At 71.9% G+C, this 21,803-nt stretch carries 23 protein-coding genes and 1 tRNA gene; 14 read left to right on the top strand and 10 right to left on the bottom strand.

Annotation, left to right across the window (positions count from 1 at the left end; translation table 11 throughout):
• Positions 1–77 precede the first annotated feature (77 nt).
• Both ASE87_RS12375 and ASE87_RS12370 read right to left on the bottom strand, forming a co-directional pair.
• Positions 78–701, bottom strand: a complete 624-nt coding sequence (locus tag ASE87_RS12375) for a DUF3027 domain-containing protein (protein WP_056228868.1) — start codon at positions 699–701, stop codon at positions 78–80.
• Entirely contained in the window at positions 694–1,071 is a 378-nt protein-coding gene (locus ASE87_RS12370) for a cold-shock protein (protein WP_043593516.1), read from the bottom strand. The genes ASE87_RS12375 and ASE87_RS12370 overlap by 8 nt, the downstream gene beginning before the upstream one ends.
• 91 nt (positions 1,072–1,162) lie before the next feature.
• On the opposite strand from ASE87_RS12370, the gene ASE87_RS12365 reads away from it, so the two are divergent.
• From ASE87_RS12365 to ASE87_RS12340, 6 genes are all read left to right on the top strand, one after another.
• Positions 1,163–1,441, top strand: a complete 279-nt coding sequence (locus ASE87_RS12365) for a hypothetical protein (protein ID WP_056228865.1) — start codon at positions 1,163–1,165, stop codon at positions 1,439–1,441.
• A gap of 39 nt (positions 1,442–1,480) precedes the next feature.
• The gene (locus tag ASE87_RS12360) at positions 1,481–3,340 is read left to right on the top strand and encodes a helicase-associated domain-containing protein (protein ID WP_056228862.1); all 1,860 of its coding nucleotides are present in this window, start codon (positions 1,481–1,483) and stop codon (positions 3,338–3,340) included.
• Positions 3,341–3,448: 108 nt separating this feature from the next.
• A complete protein-coding gene (locus tag ASE87_RS12355) occupies positions 3,449–5,083 on the top strand; it encodes a DNA repair helicase XPB (RefSeq protein ID WP_056043095.1) in 1,635 nt (544 codons plus the stop codon).
• Entirely contained in the window at positions 5,080–5,643 is a 564-nt protein-coding gene (locus tag ASE87_RS12350) for a hypothetical protein (protein ID WP_056228859.1), read from the top strand. Before ASE87_RS12355 ends, ASE87_RS12350 begins: the two co-directional genes overlap by 4 nt.
• A gap of 106 nt (positions 5,644–5,749) precedes the next feature.
• Positions 5,750–6,442 (top strand): response regulator transcription factor, encoded by a 693-nt coding sequence (locus ASE87_RS12345; protein ID WP_043593521.1) that lies wholly within the window; start codon positions 5,750–5,752, stop codon positions 6,440–6,442.
• A 116-nt stretch (positions 6,443–6,558) separates the two neighbouring features.
• The gene (locus ASE87_RS12340; RefSeq protein ID WP_056228856.1) at positions 6,559–8,319 is read left to right on the top strand and encodes a cell wall metabolism sensor histidine kinase WalK; all 1,761 of its coding nucleotides are present in this window, start codon (positions 6,559–6,561) and stop codon (positions 8,317–8,319) included.
• A gap of 271 nt (positions 8,320–8,590) precedes the next feature.
• On the opposite strand, the gene groL is transcribed toward ASE87_RS12340, so the two are convergent.
• The 5 genes from groL to ASE87_RS12315 all read right to left on the bottom strand — a co-directional run bounded on the left by groL (position 8,591) and on the right by ASE87_RS12315 (position 12,924).
• Entirely contained in the window at positions 8,591–10,210 is a 1,620-nt protein-coding gene (gene groL, locus ASE87_RS12335; protein ID WP_043593524.1) for a chaperonin GroEL, read from the bottom strand.
• Positions 10,211–10,408: 198 nt separating this feature from the next.
• The gene (locus ASE87_RS12330; RefSeq protein WP_043593527.1) at positions 10,409–10,612 is read right to left on the bottom strand and encodes a cold-shock protein; all 204 of its coding nucleotides are present in this window, start codon (positions 10,610–10,612) and stop codon (positions 10,409–10,411) included.
• A 317-nt stretch (positions 10,613–10,929) separates the two neighbouring features.
• Positions 10,930–11,502 carry a LytR C-terminal domain-containing protein gene (locus tag ASE87_RS12325; protein WP_056228853.1) on the bottom strand — a complete coding sequence of 191 codons (573 nt, stop codon included), beginning with the start codon at positions 11,500–11,502 and terminating at the stop codon, positions 10,930–10,932.
• 17 nt (positions 11,503–11,519) lie between these two features.
• Positions 11,520–11,807 carry a DUF3263 domain-containing protein gene (locus ASE87_RS12320; protein ID WP_043593530.1) on the bottom strand — a complete coding sequence of 96 codons (288 nt, stop codon included), beginning with the start codon at positions 11,805–11,807 and terminating at the stop codon, positions 11,520–11,522.
• Between the two features lie 142 nt (positions 11,808–11,949).
• On the bottom strand, positions 11,950–12,924 hold the full coding sequence (locus ASE87_RS12315; protein WP_056228851.1) for a DUF2332 domain-containing protein: 975 nt from the start codon (positions 12,922–12,924) through the stop codon (positions 11,950–11,952).
• 91 nt (positions 12,925–13,015) lie between these two features.
• Between ASE87_RS12315 and msrB the strand changes: the two genes are divergently transcribed.
• Positions 13,016–13,417, top strand: a complete 402-nt coding sequence (gene msrB / locus ASE87_RS12310) for a peptide-methionine (R)-S-oxide reductase MsrB (protein ID WP_043593533.1) — start codon at positions 13,016–13,018, stop codon at positions 13,415–13,417.
• The gene (locus ASE87_RS12305; protein ID WP_043593534.1) at positions 13,417–13,962 is read left to right on the top strand and encodes a nitroreductase family protein; all 546 of its coding nucleotides are present in this window, start codon (positions 13,417–13,419) and stop codon (positions 13,960–13,962) included. The genes msrB and ASE87_RS12305 overlap by 1 nt, the downstream gene beginning before the upstream one ends.
• A 31-nt stretch (positions 13,963–13,993) precedes the next feature.
• On the opposite strand, the gene ASE87_RS12300 is transcribed toward ASE87_RS12305, so the two are convergent.
• Positions 13,994–14,176, bottom strand: coding sequence for a hypothetical protein (locus ASE87_RS12300; RefSeq protein ID WP_043593536.1), 183 nt, complete (start codon positions 14,174–14,176; stop codon positions 13,994–13,996).
• Between the two features lie 145 nt (positions 14,177–14,321).
• Between ASE87_RS12300 and ASE87_RS12295 the strand changes: the two genes are divergently transcribed.
• Positions 14,322–14,394 (top strand) — tRNA-Thr (locus tag ASE87_RS12295).
• 35 nt (positions 14,395–14,429) lie between these two features.
• Here the strand turns inward: ASE87_RS12295 and ASE87_RS12290 are convergent.
• Positions 14,430–14,927, bottom strand: coding sequence for a MarR family winged helix-turn-helix transcriptional regulator (locus ASE87_RS12290; protein WP_056228848.1), 498 nt, complete (start codon positions 14,925–14,927; stop codon positions 14,430–14,432).
• 203 nt (positions 14,928–15,130) lie between these two features.
• Between ASE87_RS12290 and ASE87_RS12285 the strand changes: the two genes are divergently transcribed.
• Entirely contained in the window at positions 15,131–16,108 is a 978-nt protein-coding gene (locus ASE87_RS12285) for an FUSC family protein (protein WP_056228845.1), read from the top strand.
• A gap of 25 nt (positions 16,109–16,133) precedes the next feature.
• On the opposite strand, the gene ASE87_RS12280 is transcribed toward ASE87_RS12285, so the two are convergent.
• The gene (locus ASE87_RS12280) at positions 16,134–16,379 is read right to left on the bottom strand and encodes a hypothetical protein (protein WP_043593542.1); all 246 of its coding nucleotides are present in this window, start codon (positions 16,377–16,379) and stop codon (positions 16,134–16,136) included.
• A 64-nt stretch (positions 16,380–16,443) separates the two neighbouring features.
• On the opposite strand from ASE87_RS12280, the gene ASE87_RS12275 reads away from it, so the two are divergent.
• The 4 genes from ASE87_RS12275 (at position 16,444) to ASE87_RS12260 (ending at position 21,765) form a co-directional block, all read left to right on the top strand.
• Positions 16,444–16,725, top strand: coding sequence for a hypothetical protein (locus ASE87_RS12275; RefSeq protein ID WP_056228842.1), 282 nt, complete (start codon positions 16,444–16,446; stop codon positions 16,723–16,725).
• A 183-nt stretch (positions 16,726–16,908) separates the two neighbouring features.
• The gene (locus ASE87_RS12270; protein ID WP_043593545.1) at positions 16,909–17,931 is read left to right on the top strand and encodes a 3-oxoacyl-ACP synthase III; all 1,023 of its coding nucleotides are present in this window, start codon (positions 16,909–16,911) and stop codon (positions 17,929–17,931) included.
• The gene (locus tag ASE87_RS12265) at positions 17,928–20,672 is read left to right on the top strand and encodes an alpha/beta fold hydrolase (protein ID WP_056228837.1); all 2,745 of its coding nucleotides are present in this window, start codon (positions 17,928–17,930) and stop codon (positions 20,670–20,672) included. Before ASE87_RS12270 ends, ASE87_RS12265 begins: the two co-directional genes overlap by 4 nt.
• Positions 20,673–20,781: 109 nt before the next feature.
• On the top strand, positions 20,782–21,765 hold the full coding sequence (locus ASE87_RS12260; RefSeq protein ID WP_056229604.1) for an NAD(P)-dependent oxidoreductase: 984 nt from the start codon (positions 20,782–20,784) through the stop codon (positions 21,763–21,765).
• Positions 21,766–21,803: the final 38 nt, after the last annotated feature.

Here is a 21,803-nt window from a genome sequence, read left to right as displayed (position 1 = left end):
AGGCCCCGACACGATCGTGTCGGGGCCTTCGTCGTGGTTCGACCCCGACGCAGGAGGCGCGGGTCGGGCTTGAGGGACTACTTCCGTCGCCTGCTCAGCGGGTCTTCATCCTCGCCGTCCCAGTCGTCGTCGTGCGAGTCGTCGTCGAGGTCCGCCTCGGGGTGCGCGGCCGGCACGACCGGTGCGTCCGCGGCCCGCCCGGAATCGTCGGAGTCGTCGTCGGAGTCCTCGGAGGCGTCGACCAGGTCGTCGATGTCGACGCCGTCCACGTCGCCGCCGTGCACGATCGACCCGCGCTCGTCGTCGGACTCGTCCTCGTCGTCCGCGTCGTCGTCGTCCGAGTCGTCTTCGTCGTCGTCCTCGTCCGACTCGTCGTCCTCGTCGTCGCCGTGCGCCTCCTGGGCCTTCATGTCGGCGAGGCGGTCGGCCCACGGCACCCAGTCCGGGGCGAGCAGGGCGCCGTCACCGGGCATGAGCTCGGCCTCGAGCACCGAGGGCTCTTCGCCGTCGAGGTGGGCGACGCTCACCGTCCAGTGCCAGCCGGGGTAACCGGGCAGCAGCGTGGCGAAGCGCACCGAGGTGACGCCGGGCTCGTCGTCGACCGGGTCGACCTCGGCACCGATCGTCTCGTCGGGCGTGATCTCGGTGAGGGCGCGACGGGCGAGCTCGGACCAGGGCGTGCGCGTGGCGGCCTCAGGCATCGAACGAGTCCGCGACGGTGCGCAGCAGCACGGCGATGCGGGCGCCGTTCTGCGGGTACCGGCCGTGACGGAGGTCGCCGCCGGCCTTGTCGAGCACCTTGACGAGGTCTTCGACGATGACGGCCATGTCGTCGGCGGAGCGACGGTTCATCTTGGCGAGGCTGGGGGCGGCTTCGAGCACGCGGACCGACAGGGCCTGCGCGCCGCGCTTGCCGTCGGCGATGCCGTACTCGAGGCGGGTTCCCGCCTTGACACCCACGGTGCCGGCGGGCAGGGCCGACGCGTGGAGGAAGACCTCTTGGCCGTCATCGCTGCTGATGAAGCCGAAGCCCTTCTCGTCGTCGTAGAACTTGACCTTGCCGGTGGGCATGACTGGACCTCTCGTGAAGACGGGTGACCCTGGGGGTGGGTCGCCCCAGCTTAGATCGCCGGGTAGGGCCGCACCGCACTATCGTTGACCCGTGGCCAAGAAGATCGAACCGAGTGCGCCCTCTGACGTCAATCGTACAGAGCGCGTCCTCCTCTTCATGCTCCTCGCCATCGTCGTCGTCTCGGTCCTCGCGTTCTTCACGAGGTTCGTGGGCGTGGCGACGGGTGTCACCGACTTCACCGCGGGCGTCTGGCCCGCACTCACGATCCTGCCCCTCATCGGGCTCCCGATCGCCTTCGCGATGCTCCTCGCATTCGTGGTGGCGAGCGCCGTGCGTCGCAGCCGCGACTCACGGGGCACCAGACGGTAACCGCAGACCCGGGCTGCACGACGGCTGGAGGCCTCGACCATGGCTAGTGCACTCGACCTCGCAGGCGTCCTGCGCGCCATCGACGACGACGACCTGTTGCGCCGCCTCGCTCGACGGCAGGTCCGGGCGTCGAGCGTCCACGACGCCTTCGACCTCGCGGACGTCCTGCTGGAGCCGGCCAGCGTGCGCGACGCCCTCGCCCACCTCGACCGCGTCGCGCTCATCGTGCTGCAGGTCGTGCGGGCGCCGGGCGACGTCGACGCCGTGCACGAGCGCATCGACGCCGCCTTCGAGGTCGACCGCGAGACGGTGGCCGCCGCGCTCGACCGCGTGGACGAGGCCTTCCTCGTGGTCCGCCGCGGCGACTCCGTCTCGACCCTCGACGCCGTGGGCGAGCGACTCGACGACGACCCCGCCCTGACCCTCGAGGTCCTGACCTCCGAACGACCGCCGGTGGTGCTCGAGACCGTCCTCGACCAGGCCCGCGACGACGCCGACGCCCGCTCGGCCGAGCGGCTGTACGCCGTCGTCATCGAGGTCGCCGAGATCCTCCGTGCCCTCGAGCAGTCACCTGCCCGCGAGCTCGCGAAGGGGGGCCTGGCCCTGCCCGAATCGAGGCGCCTCGCCGAGGCCGCCCGCATCGACGTCGACGACGTGGCGACCGTGCTCGCCATCGCCGTGCGGGCCGGGTTGGCCGCGCCGAGCCCGGACGGCTGGGTCGTGGCCGCCGACGCGACCGACTGGCTCCGCGCCTCCTGGCCCGACCGGTGGCAGACGCTGACGCGGGCCTGGCTCGCATCGCTGCCGACCGAGATCCTCGCGGTGCTCGAGCAACGCGTCGACACGTCGTGGGGACTGCCGCTGCGCGAGTTCTCCGACTGGTCCTACCCGGCCGGCGGCAGCTGGATCACCGAGCGCATCGCCGCGTTCTCGCGCAGCGCCGAGGTGCTGGGCCTGACCTCCGACGACACCCCCACCTCGGCGGCCGTCGCCCTGTTCCGCGACGGTCCGGCCGCCGCCCGCACCCGGGTCGCCGCCCTGCTGCCCGACGCGGTCGAGCAGGTCTACCTGCAGCACGACCTCAGCGTCGTGTCGCCCGGGCCCCTGTCGCCCGCCATCGACGCCCGGCTCCGCGTCATCGCGGTGGTCGAGAGCGCAGGCCTCGCGGCCACCTACCGCATCACCGAGGGCGGACTGCAACGGGCCCTGAGCGAGGGCGAGTCCGCCGATTCGCTGCGCGAGTTCCTCGGCGGCATCTCGTCGACGGGCATCCCCCAGCCGCTCGACTACCTGATCCAGCAGAGCGCCGAACGGCACGGGCGCTACCGCGTCCGCGCGATCGCGCCGGGCGGCGCCCCCGCGGGCGTGCCGGGCGACGCACTGTCGCTCGTGGTCGCGGACGACCGCGCGAGCCTCGACACCCTCGAGGTCGACCAGTCGCTCTCGCCCCTCGCCCTGACCCGGGTCGACGCGACGACCGTGGCGAGCCGGTTCGAACGCGACACCGTCTTCTGGTCGTTGAGCGACGAGCGCTACCCCGTCGTCGTGGTCGACGAGGGCGGTGCCGAGGTCGCCCCGCCGTCCCGACGCCGACCCCGGCGACCGGCCCCGATCGAGACGCGTGACCCGCTGCGCGAACTCGTCCAGCGTCTGCACACCGACCCCGGCTCCGGTGACGAGTCCACGGACCGTGCCTGGATCGCCCGCCAGCTCGACGCCGCCGTGAAGGGCCGTCTGACGGTCACCGTGACGGTCGCGATGCCCGACGGCAGCACCACCACCCTCGACATGGAGCCCACCGGCATCGGCGGCGGACGCGTCCGCGGTCGCGACAAGAAGTCCGACGTCGAGCGCACGCTGCCGCTGAAGAACGTGGTGGCGGTCGCGAGTCGCGACTGAGGCGGGCGCCCCTCGTCGGCCGAGCCGCGCCTCCTCGTCCTGCCGGGTGGGCGCCGACCGGTGCCCGGCTGTGAGAGCCGAGACCGGGCGCGCCTAGACTCGACCCTCATGACCGGACCCCTGATCGTGCAGAGCGATCGCACCGTCCTGCTCGAGGTCGCGCACGAGCAGGCGGAGGACGCGCGGCACGACCTGAGCGTCTTCGCCGAGCTCGAGCGCGCTCCCGAGCACGTGCACACCTACCGCATCACCCGCCTCGGACTGTGGAACGCACGGGCGGCCGGGCACAGTGCCGACGACATGCTCGGCACGCTCGAGAAGTACAGCAAGTTCCCGGTGCCGCAGAGCGTCAGCGTCGACATCGCCGAGACCGTCGCCCGCTACGGCCGCATCGTCATCGAGCGCGACGGCGACCAGTTGCTGCTGCGCGGCACCGACAGCTCCGTGCTGAGCGAGGTCACCCGGGCCAAGAAGGTCGGCGAGCTGCTCGGCGTCAAGCGGGCCGACGACCTGTGGGAGCTCCTGCCGTGGGCGCGCGGCGAGGTCAAGCAACAGCTCGTCAAGCTCGGCTGGCCCGCCGAGGACCACGCCGGTTACACGCCCGGCACCCCGCACGCCATCGACCTCGACGAGAGCGACTGGCACCTGCGCGACTACCAGCAGAAGGCGATCGACAACTTCTTCGAGGGCGGCTCGGGCGTCGTCGTGCTGCCGTGCGGCGCCGGCAAGACCCTCGTCGGGGCCGGGGCCATGGCGGCCGCCGGCACCACCACGCTGATCCTCGTCACGAACACCGTCTCCGCGCGACAGTGGCGGGACGAGCTGCTCAAGCGCACCTCGCTGACCGAGGACGAGATCGGCGAGTACTCCGGCTCGGTGAAAGAGGTCAAGCCGGTCACCATCGCCACCTACCAGATCCTCACGGCCCGCCGCGGGGGCAAGTACACGCACCTCTCGCTGCTCGACGCGCTCGACTGGGGCCTGGTCGTCTACGACGAGGTGCACCTCCTGCCCGCGCCGGTCTTCAAGCTGACGGCCGAGCTGCAGGCCCGCAGGCGCCTCGGCCTCACCGCGACGCTGGTCCGCGAGGACGGCCGCGAGAGCGACGTCTTCAGCCTGATCGGCCCCAAGCGCTTCGACGCCCCGTGGAAGGAGATCGAGGCCCAGGGCTTCATCTCGCCGGCCTCGTGCTACGAGGTGAGGGTCGACCTCCCCCAGGAGGCGCGGCTCGAGTACGCGGCCTCCCCCGACGACGAGCGCTACCGGTTGGCCGCGACGGCCCCGGCCAAGCTCGACGTGGTCAAGCACCTCGTGGCCCGGCACGACGGCGAGCAGATCCTCGTCATCGGCCAGTACCTCGACCAGCTCGACGAGCTCGCCGCGGTGCTCGACGCCCCCACGCTGACCGGCAGCACGGCCATCGACGAGCGCGAGCGCCTCTACCAGCGCTTCCGCGACGGCGACCTCAAGGTGCTCGTCGTCTCGAAGGTGGCCAACTTCTCGGTCGACCTGCCCGAGGCGACCGTGGCCATCCAGGTGAGCGGCTCGTACGGGTCGCGGCAAGAAGAGGCACAGCGACTCGGTCGTCTGCTGCGGCCGAAGAAGTCGGGCTTGCCGGCCTCGTTCTACACGCTCGTCAGCCGCGACACGGTCGACCAGGACTTCGCCCAGAACCGTCAGCGGTTCCTGGCCGAACAGGGCTACAGCTACACGATCCTCGACTCGCCGGTGGTCGCCGCGTGAGCGACGCCACGGACGCCGACCTCCCCCTGGGCGACGACGAGCTCTGGCGCGACAGCCTGCGAAGGGTGTTCGCGGCCGACCAGGCCCCGTTCGCGACGTTCGGTCCGCTCGTGGCCTCCCTCGACCACGACGCCATGGAGTTCCGCGGCCAGGTCGCCCGGTTCGCCGAGTGGGACCCGTCCGTCGTCGTGTCGGTCGCCCGCACCTACGAGGTGCAGGGCGGCCTCCACGCGGGGGCGACCCTCAGCATCGTGACCTGGAGCCCCGACCCCGAGGTGATCGAACGCAGCGACCTGCTCGCCGGGTCGCCCGTCAAGGACCACCTGTTCGCCGGGCTCACCGCGATCGGCGCGACCGACGACGCCTCCGAGGCCCAGGTCGTCGCCGCCTCCGTCGAGGAGTTCCCGGGCTGGCAGATCACACGGGCCTCGGGCTACACGGCGGTGCTCGAGCGGCGTGAGGGCGTGGACTTCACCCTGGCCGTGCCCGACGAGCTGCTCGAGCTCACCACGCGCGTCGCCCTGGTACCCAACGTCGAGTGGTCCGGCCCGGACGCCTGAGCGACCTGCCGTCTCGGCCGCCTGAGGGCTGCCGCTCCGCCCACGTGCGGGTGACGCTCCTCCGCCTCACAGGAAACACCGAGGAGGCGCGCAGATACTTGGGCGCATGAGTGACGGCCCCAAGATCCTGATCGTCGACGACGAACCGAACATCCGCGACCTGTTGACCACCAGCCTGCGGTTCGCGGGCTTCGCCGTCCGTGCGGTCGGCAACGGTGCGCAGGCGATCTCGGCGGTCCTCGAAGAAGAACCCGACCTGATCATCCTCGACGTGATGCTGCCCGACATGAACGGGTTCGGCGTGACCAAGCGCCTCCGCTCGTCGGGTTACACCTCGCCGATCCTCTTCCTCACGGCGAAGGACGACACCGAGGACAAGATCACCGGCCTCACGGTCGGCGGCGACGACTACGTCACCAAGCCGTTCAGCCTCGACGAGATCGTCGCGCGCATCAAGGCGATCCTGCGTCGCACGATGAACGAGGACGAAGACGCCATCATCCGTGCCGGCGAGCTGACGATGGACCAAGACACCCACGAGGTCACCATCGGTGAGACGGCCATCGAGCTCAGCCCCACCGAGTTCAAGCTGCTCCGTTACCTCATGCTCAACCCGAACCGCGTGCTCTCGAAGGCCCAGATCCTCGACCACGTGTGGGAGTACGACTTCAACGGCGACGCCGGCATCGTCGAGAGCTACATCTCGTACCTGCGTCGCAAGCTCGACCAGTTCTCGACGGAGCCCATCATCCAGACCAAGCGGGGCTTCGGCTACATGCTCAAGGCCACGAAGGCCTGACCACCAGCCCTGGTGCGTGAACACGACGACGCCCGACCGCCCCGAGCGGTCGGGCGTCGTCGTCCGTGCTCCGACGGGCGGGGTGTGCCCAGCCGGTTCCGCTAGCGTCTGTCCTCATGCACGCTCGCCTCTCGCAGTGGTGGAACGAGATCTCCATCCGCACCAAGATCACCGGCATCACGGTGACCCTGGTCACCCTCGGCCTCGTCGTGGCCGGCCTCGGCACGATGACCGTCCTGAGCACCTATCTGATGGGACAGGTCGACACGTCCCTGCGCAACTCGGCGACCAACTTCACCAGCGCCTCGTTCGACCAGGCGGACTCCCGGTCGTGCACCGTGAACTTCGCGGGCCTCACCAGCAGCTACGTCGCGATCCTCGACGACGAGGGCGACCTGATCTGCGACACCCGTTCGCAGCTGTCGAGTGCCACCGACGCCCCCGACCTCACCGGCGTCGGCGTCGCCGGCGCTCCCCTCGACGAGGCCTTCAACCGGTACAACTCGAGCCGCGACAACGAGTGGCGCCTCTTCGCCCACGCGGCCGCCCTGCGCTCGACCGACGCCCAGGGCAGCGTGACGACCGTGCCCGCCGTCATCGTGGCCGGAACCAACCTGGCGGGCACCAATGCGACGATCGGGCGCTTCGGCGGCATCTTCCTGGGGTTCGGCCTCTCGGTCGTCGTGCTCGGTGCCGCCCTCACCCGCCTGCTCGTCACGTCGACCTTCGCGCCGCTGCGCGACGTCGAGGCGACCGCGGCCCGCTTCGCCGACGGCGACTTCACCCAGCGACTCGACTCGACGACGCCGAACACCGAGGTCGGACGACTGAACCGGTCCCTCAACACGATGCTCAACCGGATCGACAGCGCCTTCGACGACCGCGCCAGGACGATCGACCAGATGCGCCGCTTCGTCGGCGACGCGAGCCACGAACTCCGGACGCCGCTCGTCTCCCTCCGCGGCTACGCCGAGCTGTACCGCATGGGTGCGCTGACCAAGCCCGAGGACGTCGCCCAGGCCATGGACCGCATCGAGAAGGAGGCCATCCGCATGGGCGTGCTGGTGCAGGACCTCCTCGCCCTCGCCCGTCTCGACGAGTCCAAACCGCTCGAGCTCGGTCCCGTCGACCTCGTGCAGCTGGCCCGCGATTCGGCCCTCGACACCATGGCGTCGAACCCGGATCGAGACATCGACGTGATCGTGCTCGAGCCCGTCCTCGCCGCGGTGCCGGCCCTGACCGACGGCGACGAGACACCGGCCGACGGACGTTCCCCCGAGGCCGCACCACCGGCCGCGAGCACCCCGACCGCAGGCACCTCACCCACGGATGCCTCACCCGGCGCGACGGGTGCGATCTCGTTCGCGGGCGCGACCCTCGCCCGCCTCCGCAGCCTGAGGGCTCGCGCCGTCCGCAACGGCGACACGGCCACCGCCGCCCAGCTCCAGGGCGAAGTGCAGAGGTTCGAGGCCCCGGCCATCGTGCACGGCGAAGAGAACAAGATCCGCCAGGTGATCACCAACCTGATGGGCAACGCCATGCGGTTCACCGAGGCGGACAGCCCGATCGAGCTCGTGGTGCAGTCCGACCCCGGGCGTGGTGTCGCCACCGTCGCCATCGTCGACCACGGCGAGGGCATCCCACCGCAGATCCGCGAGAAGATCTTCCAGCGCTTCTGGCGGGCCGACTCGTCGCGTACCCGCGACACGGGCGGCAGCGGCCTCGGCCTGGCCATCGTGTCCGGCATCGTCGCGGCCCACGGCGGCTCGGTGGACGTCGACGACACCCCCGGGGGTGGAGCCACGTTCCGGGTCGCCCTCCCGCTGATGCCCGCCGACGCTCTCACCCCGGCCGAGCCCTCCGTCGCGACCGCGTAGCCCGACCGACCCCGGCCCGCGCCGGACGCCGGACGCCCCGCGACCCGTGCAACCGGCCCACGACGCCAGGAAGTGGACACCGCACCACGTCTTCTCGTGGCGCCGTGTCCACAACGTGGTGTCGTGTCCACTTCTGGCGTCGTCCGGAGCCGGTGCCGAAGCCCGGCCGAACCGCGGCTCACGTCCCTCCCCCCGGCAACGCCGAAGGGCGGCTCCCCCGGAGGGGAACCGCCCTTGAGCGTGTGCGCGGTGTGAGCCGCGCGGCTGCGGACTAGAAGTCCATGCCACCCGAGGGGTCGCCGGCCGGGGCCGGGTTCTTCTCGGGCTTGTCGGCGACGACGGCCTCGGTCGTGAGGAACAGACCGGCGATCGACGCGGCGTTCTGCAGAGCCGAACGCGTGACCTTGGCGGGGTCGATGATGCCGGCTGCCAGCATGTCGACGTACTCGCCGGTCGCGGCGTTGAGGCCCCAACCGATGTCGAGCCCGCGGACCTTGTCGGCCACGACGCCGGGCTCCATGCCGGCGTTGAAGGCGATCTGCTTCAGGGGAGCGTCGATCGCGACACGGACGATGTTCGCACCCGTCGCCTCGTCGCCCTCGAGCTGCAGGTTCGCCAGCGCGGTCTTGCCGGCCTGGATGAGGGCGACGCCGCCACCGGCGACGATGCCCTCTTCGACGGCGGCCTTCGCGTTGCGCACGGCGTCCTCGATGCGGTGCTTGCGCTCTTTCAGCTCGACCTCGGTCGCGGCACCCGCCTTGATGACGGCGACGCCACCGGCGAGCTTCGCGAGGCGCTCCTGGAGCTTCTCGCGGTCGTAGTCGCTGTCGGTCGCCTCGATCTCGCTGCGGATCTGACGGACGCGGCCGGCGATCTGCTCGTCGTCACCGGCACCCTCGACGATGGTCGTCTCGTCCTTGGTGATGATGACCTTGCGGGCACGACCGAGCAGGTCGAGCGTGGCGTTCTCGAGCTTGAGACCGACCTCTTCGGCGATGACCTGACCACCGGTGAGGATCGCGATGTCCTGCAGCTGCGCCTTGCGACGGTCGCCGAAGCCGGGGGCCTTGACGGCGACCGACTTGAAGATGCCACGGATCTTGTTCACGACGAGCGTGGCCAGGGCCTCGCCGTCGACGTCTTCCGCGATGATGAGCAGCTGCTTGCCCGACTGGATGACCTTGTCGACGATCGGCAGCAGGTCTTTGATGTTCGAGATCTTCGAGTTGACGATGAGCACGTAGGCGTCTTCGAAGACGGCTTCCTGGCGCTCGGGGTCGGTGACGAAGTACTGCGACAGGTAGCCCTTGTCGAAGCGCATGCCCTCGGTGAGCTCGAGCTCGGTGCCGAAGGTGTTGCTCTCCTCGACGGTGACGACGCCCTCTTTGCCGACCTTGTCGATCGCTTCGGCGATGAGCGCACCGATGGTGGGGTCGGCGGCCGAGATCGAGGCCGTGGCAGCGATCTGCTCTTTGGTCTCGATGTCCTTCGCGTCGGCCAGCAGCTGGTCGGAGACGGCCTGGGCGGCCTTCTCGATGCCGCGCTTCAGCGAGATGGGGTCGGCACCGGCCGCGACGTTGCGCAGACCTTCGCGGACGAGGGCCTGGGCCAGCACCGTCGCGGTGGTCGTGCCGTCGCCGGCGACGTCGTCGGTCTTCTTCGCGACCTCTTTGACGAGCTCGGCACCGATCTTCTCGAAGGGGTCGTCGAGCTCGATCTCTTTGGCGATGGAGACGCCGTCGTTCGTGATGGTGGGGGCGCCCCACTTCTTCTCGAGCACGACGTTGCGACCACGCGGGCCGAGCGTGACCTTCACCGCGTCGGCCAGGATGTTCAGGCCACGCTCGAGGCCACGACGGGCCTCTTCGTCAAAAGCAATGATCTTAGCCATGTGTGTTTTTCGTCCCTCCCGGACGTCATGAAGCAGAAGCATTGGCACTCACGTGTCGCGAGTGCCAGCAACGATTCTGGCACTCGCCCGATGAGAGTGCAAGTGACGTGGCGGGGCCCGGACGCACGAGCACGCCGCCACGGCGGACCGTGACGGCGTGCGGCGAGGCGTCGGTGCGTCGAGGCGCACCGGTGGGCGTCAGGCGAGCCGGACGGACTCCGCCTGCGGCCCCTTGTCGCCCGTGCCGACCTCGAACACGACGGCCTGGCCCTCTTCGAGGACCTTGTACCCGCTCATGTCGATGGCCGAGTAGTGCACGAAGACGTCCTGGCCGTCTCCCTCGACGGTGATGAAGCCGAAGCCCTTCTCCGCGTTGAACCATTTCACGGTCCCGTTTGCCATGGTGTCGCTCCCCTTGCTGTGGTGGTACGGCGCGTGCGGTGCTGCAGAGCCGGGTCGTCGACGCAATCATCTGCGAGCCCGGACGGGACAGCGTCACTCGTGCAGAACACCAGGTCGGCGAGCCGTGGGAGGCGACCAATTCCAGATGCTAGCCACGGGAAAAGCGGAAGAACACACCTCGAACGAGAAACACCCGCAGAAAACGAGGATTTCACCGGTAATTAAACGCGGGCGTAACACGGGAGGCGCGGTGAGGGCCCGACGGGACTCGCGCCTCCTCGGATCGGGCGACGCCGCGAGGGCGTCGCACGGCGGCGTCAGGAGCTGTAGTCGGCCCCGAGGACGATCGTGACGGCGGCCCCCGGGAAGGCCGCGCTCGCCTCGACGTCGGTGATGCCGAGCTGCTGGGCGAGCCCGAGCGCCGCGGCCTCGTCGTCGGCCGCCGAGTAGTAGACGGTGGAGGTCGCGACGCGCTCGCTGGCGTTGCCCTGCGTGCCGACGACCCAGCCGGCGGTCTCGAGCCGCTCGGAGGCCGAACCGGCGAGCCCGGCGGTGGCCGTGCCGTTCAGCACGGTGATCGTGGTGACCGCGGGGTCGACCTGCGAGGGGTCCGTCAGCGGGGCCACCGTCGGCGTGGCCGAAGGGGTCGCCGTCTCGGTGTCGGGCGCCTGGGCCTCGGCGGTGCCGGACGCCGACGGGTTGACGAACTGGAAGCTGTTGTTCGCGACCCCGAGGTACACGACGCCGGCACCGACCAGCACGCCGACGGCGAGGGCCGCCCAAGCGAAGCCGATCCAGCCGCTGCCGGGGCGCTTCTCGGCCCGGTGGGCCCCGACGCGGTCGAGGTCGGCGGGGACGTCGTCGAACCGGTCTCGGTCGAATTTCGGCATGCGTGGTCTCTCGTGGATCAGCGGGTCGGACCGAACGAACGGGTCGATCGGGCGTCGTGGCGGGCGACTCGCAGGCGCTGCAGGCGGCCGACGAGCATGGGTGCGTAAGCCAGTGCAGCGGGTCGGTCTATGAGCGAGTTGAGCAACTGCTGGTAACGGACGACCCCGAGGCCGAACTCCCGACGAATCGCGGCCTCCCGGGCACCGGCCGAGGCGGGGGCACGCTGTTCGAAGTCCAGGACGGCGCGGTCACGTTCGGACAGCACGCTCGAGCGCACGTCGTCACCTGTCGCGTTCTCGTCCATCGTGGCGGCCCTCCCCTGGGTTCCGGGTCATCCTATGGGCGGCGCCCCGACCGATCGCGGAGGCCGGGGGCGTGGTCCGACAACGCGTCCACCCGCCCGAGGCGCCGCCGGTCGCCTCGTGCCGCGACCCGTCGACCCGCGGTCAGGCCGTGAGGTGCAGCCGCGTGCCGTGGGCGTCCCCCACGCCCAGCACCCGGCCGTCGAGGGCGAGGGCCGCGAACGCGTCGTCGGCGGACACCCCCGGCGGCACCTCGGCGACCACGTCCGTCAGCAGGTCGCGGCGCTCGTACGAGATCCACCGCGCACCCAGCCGGCCGACCTCGTCGACGAAAGCCTGGCGCCGCCGACCCGGCAGGTAGACGAGCGTGCCCGTCGAGACCACGACCGGTGTGGCGTCCGTCGGGGCCTCGTCCACGAGGGCGGCGAGACCGTCGACGGCGTCCGCCGCAACGAGCCGAGGAGGCGCGGTGCGGGCGAGCGCGACGGCCCGCAGCAGCAGGTCCCGCCGATCACCGCGCTCGGGCGGCAGCAGGGTCTCGAGCCAGGCCACCCGCTCGGGGTCGCGGACGTCGACCGGGTCGAGGTCGATCCCCGCCCGCCAGACGACCTCGGGCAGCCGTCCCGTCGGCAGCTCCGCCCGGGAACGGGTCGCGCCCTCGACCACCACGTCGATCCCGAGCTGCACCGTGCTCGACGCGTCACCCCAGATCCGGTCGCCCGAGCGGTAGCCGTAGCGGTCGACACCGAGGCAGAGCCCGGCCGAGGCGCCGACCTCGATGAGGGCGATCGGGCCGGGCACGCGGGCCAACGCGATCGACAGCGGGGCGCAGCGGCGCACGTCGTTGGTCTGGGTGAGTCGCCTGCCGAGCTCGGCCACGACGTCGTCGGAGCGGGCGAGCAGCCAGGGCCTCAGCGCCGACCACGACCCGTGCGGCGCACCCAGCCACCGGCAGACCGCGAGGACGAGGACGGGCTGGCGCCGCGCCTCCTCGGCTCGCTCGACGACGGCGAGCGCCGTCGGATCGCCCGCGATGCCCCGCGCGAGCTCGGCCTGCGACGGCGACCCCTCACGGTCGAAGGCGAGGGCCGCGGCCAGGAAGCGGTCGGAGGTGCTCACGACCAGGAGTCTGACAGCCCGGTGGGGGCCGGGGAATCGTGCACCGGTCGACCGTGTTGAATGAGGAGTCCCGACAAGCAAGGAGATCATCGTGGCGTACAAGATCGAGAAGACCGACGAGCAGTGGCGCGAAGAGCTCGACGCCGAGCAGTACTCCGTCCTGCGGGAGGCCGCCACCGAGCGTCCCTGGACCGGTGAACTGCTCGACGAGAGCCGTGCCGGCGTCTACGCCTGTGCGGCGTGCAGCGCCGAACTGTTCAAGAGCGGCACCAAGTTCGACAGCGGCTGCGGCTGGCCGAGCTTCTACGAGTCGGTGAACCCCGACGCGGTGCAGTTGATCGAGGACAACTCGCTCGGCATGACCCGCACCGAGGTCCGGTGCGCGAACTGCGGCTCGCACCTCGGCCACGTGTTCCCCGACGGCTTCGGCACGCCGACCGGTGACCGTTACTGCATGAACAGCATCTCGCTCGACTTCAAGGCCGCCGAGTAGTGAGCGCCGTCGCCGACGCCGCCCGGCGTCGACGGTCACGGTCCAAGGTCACCGACGTCGCCCCGACGCACGAGCAGTTGCTCGACGCCGTGCGGTCGGCGGCGACGGTGGCGGACCACTCCGAGTTGCGCCCGTGGCGGTTGATCGAGTTCCGCGGAGACGACCGGCTCGTCGTGGGCCGGTCACTGGCCGACGCGGGTGGGGCCGAGGGCCACGCCCGCGACAAGCTGACGCAGAAGGCGCTGCGGGCACCGCTGATCGTCGCGGTGGTCGTCTCGCCGCGCGAGAGCCGCAAGGTGCCCTACTGGGAGCAAGAATCGGTCGCCTCGGGTGTGGCGCACCTGCTGTCGCTCGTGCTCGACGACGAGGGGTGGGGCGTGTTCTGGCGGACCGGCGTCCTGACCCGGGCCCCCGAGGTGGCGACGGCGCACGGCCTGCGCGACGGCGAGCAGTTGCTGGGTTGGCTCTACGTGGGCGGGCGCGACGGTGACGACGCGAAGCCGCGGAAGCTGCTCGACCCCGAGCAGTTCGTCAGCACGCCCTAGTCGGTCGGTGCCCCTGCGGGCACCGACCCGGTCACCAGGTCTTGTGGCTGTTGCCGATCACCGTGATGGGCAGCCAGAACGAGCCGGTCATCAGGACGATGCCCCCGAAGAAGACGAAGGCGTTGGGCTCGCCCGAGCCGAACGAGTAGGCGAACAGGGCGAAGGCGACGAAGAGCATGGCGAGCGAACCGAGCGCGGTCAAGATCGTGGACAAGGGGGCTCCTCAGGTCGGTGCGTCCGGCGGGCGCGGTGCGCTGCGTCTACTTCACCACTTCTCGGCCTCGGAACGCCAATCCTGCACCGACCGCATCCTCCAGGCCGGGTGAGGAGGCGCGGGCTGGGTAAGATGGGCACGCTCCGCCGGCCTGGCGCAATTGGTAGCGCATCCGACTTGTAATCGGAAGGTTACGGGTTCAAGTCCCGTGGCCGGCTCTCTTCTCTCGTCGTCCCGACAGGACGCGTGCGGCTCAGCCCTCGAGGGCGACGAGCAGGTGACGCAGGCCGTCCGCGACGGCCGCGCGCGCCTCCTCGGGCAGGGCGGCGAGGATCGCCCGCTCGTCGGCGAGCTGCACCTCGAGCACGCGGTCGATCAGGCGGCGCCCGGCCACGGTCGGCGCGACGAAGTAGCCGCGGTGGTCGGCGGGATTGGCCGTGCGATCGACGAGGCCTGCCGCGAGCAGGCCCTTGACGCGTTTCGTGACGGCCGGCGGCGACAGGAGCGTCTCGTCGGCCAGTTGCGTCGGACTCGTCGGTGCGTCGCGTCGGGTCAGGGCCGCGAGCAGGTCGAAGTCCGCCCGCCCCAGGCCGAACTCGGCGAGCAGGTCGTCGCTGCGCCGCTGCACGATGCGGGCGAGCCGGTTGACGCGGCCGATGACGGGGATGGCCGAGACGTCGAGGTCGGGCCGCAGCTCGCGCCATCGGTCGTGGACGTCGTCCATCACGTCGCGGGGCCCGGCGTCGGTCATGCCCTTGAGCCTATCGATGGTTCACGAGTAAAGTAGCCCCCAGATCATTCACCCGTGAAGCAGTTCGACGACGAGCGCCCACGCCGCGTCGACCAGAGGACCGCCCCATCACGACCACGACCCCCACCCACCGCCTGCTGCCGCACCCACGCGACCTGGTCCGCTTCGGCCCACACGACGGCGCCCACCGTCCGGCCGCCCGGGTGGCCGTCTCGGTGCTCGTACCCATGGTCGTCCTGGCCCTGATCGGGCACGTCGAGTGGACGCCCTACGCGGTCTTCGGCGCCTTCGCCTCGGCGTTCGGCCGAGGGCTCCCCCGCTTCCAGCGGCTCGAGATGCAGCTCGAGGCCGGGCTCTCCCTCGTCGCCTGCGTGGTCCTGGGCACCGCGCTGGCCGCCTCGGCGGCCCCGGTCTGGGTGCTGGTCGTCACGATCGGTCTCGTCGCCAGCGTCACGTCGGCCGTCTCCGACCTGCGCCGGTGGAGCCCGCCCGGCCCGCTCTTCTTCGTCTTCGGACTCGGCGTCTCGGCGTTCGTGCCCGCGACCGCGTCGACCGTCGCGGTGGCAGCGGTCGTCGCCCCGGCGAGTCTCGCGCTCGCCCTGCTCGCCTCGCTCGCAGGCGTGCTGCTGCCCGCCGGCCGTCGCGCGCTCGCCACCGTCGACGGACGCCGATGGAGGCGCGGCCCGCGCCCCCTGGACGGCCGACGGACGATCGTCCACGCTTCGGTCTGCCTGGTGTCCTCGATCGTGGCCGGGCTGATCAGCCTCGGTCTCGGCGTGCAGAGCCCGTACTGGGCGATGGTGTCGGCCGTGGTGCCCGTGGTGGGGACCGCGACGGCGGGCCAACTCGTGCGGGCCGGCCACCGCCTCCTCGGCACCCTCGTCGGGGTCGGCCTCGCCGCCCTGCTGCTGGCCTGGCACCCCGGGGTCGCCGCCCTGATCGTCGCCTTCGGCGTGCTGCAGTTCGCGACCGAGCTGCTCATCGTCCGCAACTACGGGCTCGCGCTCGTGTTCATCACGCCCATGGCGCTCGGCATGCGGGCACTCGGCGGCGCACCCGTCGACGTGGGCGCCCTCGTGGCGGCCCGGACGGCCGACACCGCCATCGGGGTGGGCGTCGTGGTCGTCGTGCTGCTCGCGACGCACCGACTGCGGCGGCCGCGCCCGGAGGCGAGCGCCTAGGCCCGGGGCAGGCCCCGGTCGGTGGTCAGACCTGGCGCGCCCTCGCCCGGCGGCCGTCCTTGCTCCACCACACCAGGTCGGCCACGCCCTGGGCCACCAGCAGCACGGCCACGATCAGGATGATGACGGTCAGCGCCTGGACCGGCACCCCCGAGGCGATGTTGAGCACCTGGACGACGAGGCCGAACAGGCCGATCAGCACCTCGAACACGGCGGGCACCACGGCGCCCGTCTTCGTCAGGGTGAACCAGGGTCGCCGCAGGTCGCTCATGCACCCGAGGGTACAAGGTGCGCGGGCTACGATCGCCGGGACCCCGATCCGCCGAGGAGGCACCGTGCGACGACGCGACGTCCACGTCGACCCCGACGTGCCGAACTGGCTGCTCACCAAACGCGGCGGCCTCGCCCTGCCCCTCGTCACGTCGTTCTGCGCGCTCGTCGTGATCGCGAGCATCGTCGCCGCCCTGACGGTCGGCGGCGGCCACGTCACCGTCATCACCGTGATCGTCGTGGCCGCCGGTCTGGGTGCCGTCACCTGGGCCGTGGCGGACCTCGTCTGGTGGACGCGCGACGACCGACGCCGCGTCGTCCGGCTGCCCCGCGACCCCGAGGCCTGACGCCGGAACCCCCGGTCACATGCCGTTCAGGGCATGGACGTGCCCCGTCAACCTGGCAACCACCCAGCGTCCGTCGCCGTAAACTGACGGATGCACCGAACCGGTGCCCACGACGTTCGGCTCCGCTCGCGACCCCGCGCGCGCGTGCAGCCCTATCCCGCCACAACTCGACAGGGAGTTCCGTTGAACGGAAACGCTACGACCCGGCACAGCAACGTCGCGTTGCTGTCGGTCACCAGCACCATGGCCGACCGGGTCACCACCTCCGAGAGCATCGACGAGAAGCTCGCCCCCGTGCTCAAGCGCCTCAAGCTGCCCACGGGCCTGCTGCAGCGAGTCGCCGGCGTGTACGAGCGCCGCAACTGGAGCACCGAGCAGAGCTTCGACTCGGCGGCGATCGACGCGGGCAAGCGCGCGATGGCCGAAGCGGGCATCCGCCCCGACCAGGTCGGCCTGCTGATCAACACGTCGGTCACGCGCCCCCACCTCGAGCCCTCGGTCGCGGTCCGCCTGCACCACGGCCTCGGCCTGCCCTCGTCGGCGACGAACTTCGACATCGCCAACGCCTGCCTCGGCTTCGTCAACGGCATGACCCTCGCCGCCCAGCTGATCGACGCCGGCCAGATCGACTACGCCGTCATCATCGACGGCGAGGACGCGGACGACGTCCAGGTCAACACGATCGACCGTCTGCTGACCAAGGGCTACGGCCGCGACGACTTCATGAGCGAGTTCGCCAGCCTCACCCTGGGCTCCGGGGCCGCCGCCGCCGTCATCGGCCGCGCCGACCTCCACCCCGAGGGTCACCGCATCGTCGGCGGCGTCACCCGCGCCGCCACCGAGAACTACGACCTCTGCGTCGGCAGCGTCGACGGCATGTTCACCGATGCCAAGGCCCTGCTCAAGCGCGGCATGGAACTCGTCGTCTCGGCCTGGAAAGAGGCCAAGCGCGACTGGAACTGGCAGCGCATGGACCGCTACATCATGCATCAGGTCAGCGACGTGCACACCGGCGCGTTCGTCAAGGCCGCCGGCATCGACAAGAAGCTCGTCCCCCTGACCTACCCGAACCTCGGCAACGTCGGCCCGGCGTCGATCCCGATCACGCTGGTCGAAGAGAGCAAGACCCTCAGCAAGGGCGACCGCGTCCTGCTGATGGGAGTGGGCTCGGGCATCAACACCGCGATGATGGAACTCGCCTGGTGAGTCGGCTCCCGCGGTCCGCCTCCGCCACGGCGCCGGCGTCACGTCCCCCCGCGGGTCTCGACGGGCTCGACCCGTCGTGGTCGCGTCTCGTCGACGTGCCGTACGGGCTCGGCGCACACCGCGCCTCCCGCACCTGGCACGTCCTCGACAACGCCGAGGCGCTGGCCGAGGTCGGCGCCGAACCGGTCGGCACCATCCTCTGCGTGCACGGCAACCCGACCTGGTCGTACCTCTGGCGCCGCCTCGTCGCCCGCACGGTCGAGACGGCCGCAGCCGGGGGGCCCGCCTGGCGCGTCGTCGCGGTCGACCAGCTCGACATGGGCTTCTCCGAGCGCACGGGCTCGCCGCAGACCCTGGCCCGCCGCGTCGCCGACCTGGGCGACCTGACCGAGGCCCTCGAGGTCACCGGGCCCGTCGTCACCCTCGGCCACGACTGGGGCGGCGTCGTCTCGATGGGCTGGGCAGTCGACCACCCCGGCCAGCTCGCCGGGCTCATGCTGCTCAACACCGCGATCCACCAGCCCGAGGGCGAGAAGATCCCCGCTCCCCTGCGCCTCACCCTGGCCCGCGGCGTGCTGGGCCGGGCGACCGTCGGCACCACCGGGTTCCTCGACGTGACCCTCGGTCTCGCCCACCCGCCGCTGTCGGCCGAGGTGAAGGACGGCTTCCGGGCTCCGTACCGCCAGGCCGACCGCCGCGGCGGCATCGGCGGCTTCGTGGCCGACATCCCGGTCGACGACGGGCACGTCAGCAGCCCCGAGCTCGACCGCATCGCCGAGGGTCTGCGCGAACTCACCGTGCCGGCCCTGATGCTCTGGGGCCCGCGCGACCCGATCTTCTCCGACCGGTACCTCGACGACCTGGTCGACCGTCTGCCGCACGCGGACGTGCACCGCTTCGAGGGCGCCGGCCACCTCGTCGCCGAGGACGTCGACTACGCCGGGGCCGTGCTCACCTGGCTGGGCGACCGCCTGCCCGACGGCGCCGCCGCGGTCGCCGACGCCGCCGTCGCAGCCGAGGAGGCGCGGGTCGCCTCCCCGCAGGACCGCCCGCTCTGGTCGTACCTCGACTCCCTGGCCGACAGCCCGGCCACCGCGCTCGTCGAGATGGCACCCGCGGGTGCCGACGGCCCCCGCTCGGTCAGCTGGAGCCTGCTCGCCCGTCGCGTCCACGAGATCGCCCTCGGTCTCCGCGCGCACGGCGTGCGCCCCGGTGACCGCGTCTCGCTGCTCGTGCAGCCCGGCGCCGACCTGACCGCCGTGCTCTACGCCTGCGTCCGCCTCGGCGCCGTCGTGGTCGTGGCCGACGCCGGTCTCGGCGTGCGCGGCCTGACCCGCGCCGTCCGGGGCGCCTGGCCCGACCACGTGATCGGCCAGCTCCCGGGGCTCACGGCGGCGACCGCCCTCGGCTGGCCGGGCCGCAAGATCTCGACGACGACGTTGTCGCCCGTCGCTGCCCGGGCGCTCGGCGTCGAGGCGTCGCTACCCGAGATCGCCGCCCTCGGCCGCCGCGCCCACGACGCCCTCGCCGAGCTGCCCGACGCGCCCACGGCCGACGCCGAGGCCGCGATCCTCTTCACCTCGGGCTCGACCGGCCCCGCGAAGGGCGTCGTCTACCGGCACGGCCAGCTGACCGCCCTGCGCGACGCGCTGGCCGAGCAGTACGGCGTCGGACCGGGCACCGGCCTGGTGGCCGGCTTCGCCCCGTTCGCCCTGCTCGGCCCCGCCCTCGGGGCGACGAGCGTCACGCCCGACATGGACGTCACGAAGCCGCGCACCCTGACCGCCCGCGCCGTCGCCGCCGCCACGGCGGCGGTGGACGCCACCGTGGTGTTCCTCTCCCCCGCCGCACTGACGAACGTCGTCGCGACGTCGGACGAGCTCGACGACGCCGACCACCGCGCCCTCGCCGGAGTCGAGACGTTCCTGTCGGCGGGTGCGCCCGTCTCCGAGACCCTGTTGGCCGCCGCAGGCGACCTCATGCCGAACGCGACGCCCCACACGCCCTACGGCATGACCGAGGGCCTGTTGATGACCGACGTCACCCTCGAGGGCGTGCGCTCCGCGACGGCCGACCGCGCGGCCGCCGTCGCCGCGGGCGCGCTCGACGCCGGCGGTGTCTGCGTCGGGCTGCCCGGCGCGACCACGACGGTGCGGATCGCTCCGCTCGACGACGCGGGCCGCGCCTCCTCGACGTTCACGGATGACGCCGGCGTGACCGGCGAGATCGTCGTCTCGGCGCCCCACGTCGAGGACCACTACGACCGTCTCTGGCTGACGCACCGCATCAGCCGCCTGGGTTCGACCGCCGAGACCCGCCGGCACCGCACCGGCGACGTCGGGCACCTCGACGCGCAGGGGCGACTCTGGGTCGAGGGCCGCCTGCCCCACGTGATCACGACGGCGACGGGCGTGCTGACGCCGGTGGCGTCCGAACAGGCCGTGGAGGCGCGGGCCGGCATCGCCCGCGCCGCCGTCGTGGGCGTCGGCCCGGCGGGCACGCAGCAGGTCGTCGTCGTGGCCGAGACCGTCCCCCCGGCTCGTCGCGCGGGGCTGGCGTCCGCGGCCCTGGCGGCCTCGGTCCGCTCGGCCGTCGGGTCGGCGTCGGGTCGGCCCGTGGCCGCGGTGCTCGTCGTGCCGCAGCTGCCGACCGACGTGCGACACAACAGCAAGATCGACCGCACCGGCCTCGCCGCGTGGGCGACGTCCGTGCTGTCTGGCGGCCGGATGCGCCGCCCGTGAGGGTGCCGGTCGGTGGCGCTGCCCGAACCCGGGCGGGTTCGTCCGACACGGGCGCACACGGACGCCCTTCCTGGGCGAACACGCCCGTCTGCCGATGCGGGGTGCGCCCGTGAGGGTGCTGGTCACCGGCGCGAGCGGCCTGCTCGGCGGCGCCGTCGCCCGGGCCGTGGCCGCCGCCGGACACGAGGTCACGACCTTCCAACGCCGGGCCTCGGGCGTGCCCGGCGTCCGCGACGTGCTCGGGTCGATGACGAACCCGCGGGCCGTGGCCGCCGCCGCCCGCGACCAGGACGCCGTCGTCCACCTCGCCGCGAAGGTGTCGCTCACGGGTGACGCCGCCGAGTTCGAGGCCGTCAACGTCGGGGGCACGCGCTCCCTCGTCGAGGCGATGCGCGCCTCCTCGGTCCCGCGGCTGGTCTTCGTCTCGTCGCCGTCCGTCGCGCACGCCGGATCGTCGATCGTCGGCGACGACGCCCTGCCCGCCTCACCCGGGCACGCTCGCGGCGACTACGCCCGCACCAAGGCCGCGGCCGAGCGCGTCGCCCTCGGCGCCGCCGACGCCGACCTGCGCGTCGTGGCCGTCCGCCCGCACCTCGTCTGGGGCCCGGGCGACACCCAACTCGTCGAGCGCATCGTCGACCGTGCGCGCTCCGGCCGCCTGCCGCTGCTCGACCACGGCGCCGCCCTGATCGACTCCACCTACGTGGACAACGCGGCGTCCGGCATCGCCGCAGCCCTCGAGCGCGTGGACGAGGTCAGCGGCGGGTCGTACGTGATCAGCAACGGCGAGCCCCGCACCGTCGCCGACCTGATGGCCGGGATCTGCGCGGCCGCAGGGGTGCCCGCGCCTCGCCTGCGGGTGCCGGCCGGGATCGCCCGCGCCGCGGGGTCGTTGGTCGAGCGCGTCTGGGCCGTGCGGCCGGGCACCGACGAACCACCCATGACGAGGTTCCTCGCCGAGCAACTGTCCACGGCGCACTGGTTCGACCAGCGGCGCACGCAGCACGACCTCCGCTGGACGCCCGCCGTCAGCGTCGACGAGGGTCTGCGCCGGCTCGCCGCTTGGTACGCCGCCGGACAGCCCTCCGTCTGAGGCCCACCCCGGCCGCACTCGAGTCGGCCGGTTCCCGT

The organism is Frigoribacterium sp. Leaf44, assembly GCF_001421865.1.
In the GTDB taxonomy this organism is placed as follows: Bacteria; Actinomycetota; Actinomycetes; order Actinomycetales; family Microbacteriaceae; genus Frigoribacterium.
This window is presented reverse-complemented; position numbering and strand designations above follow the sequence as displayed.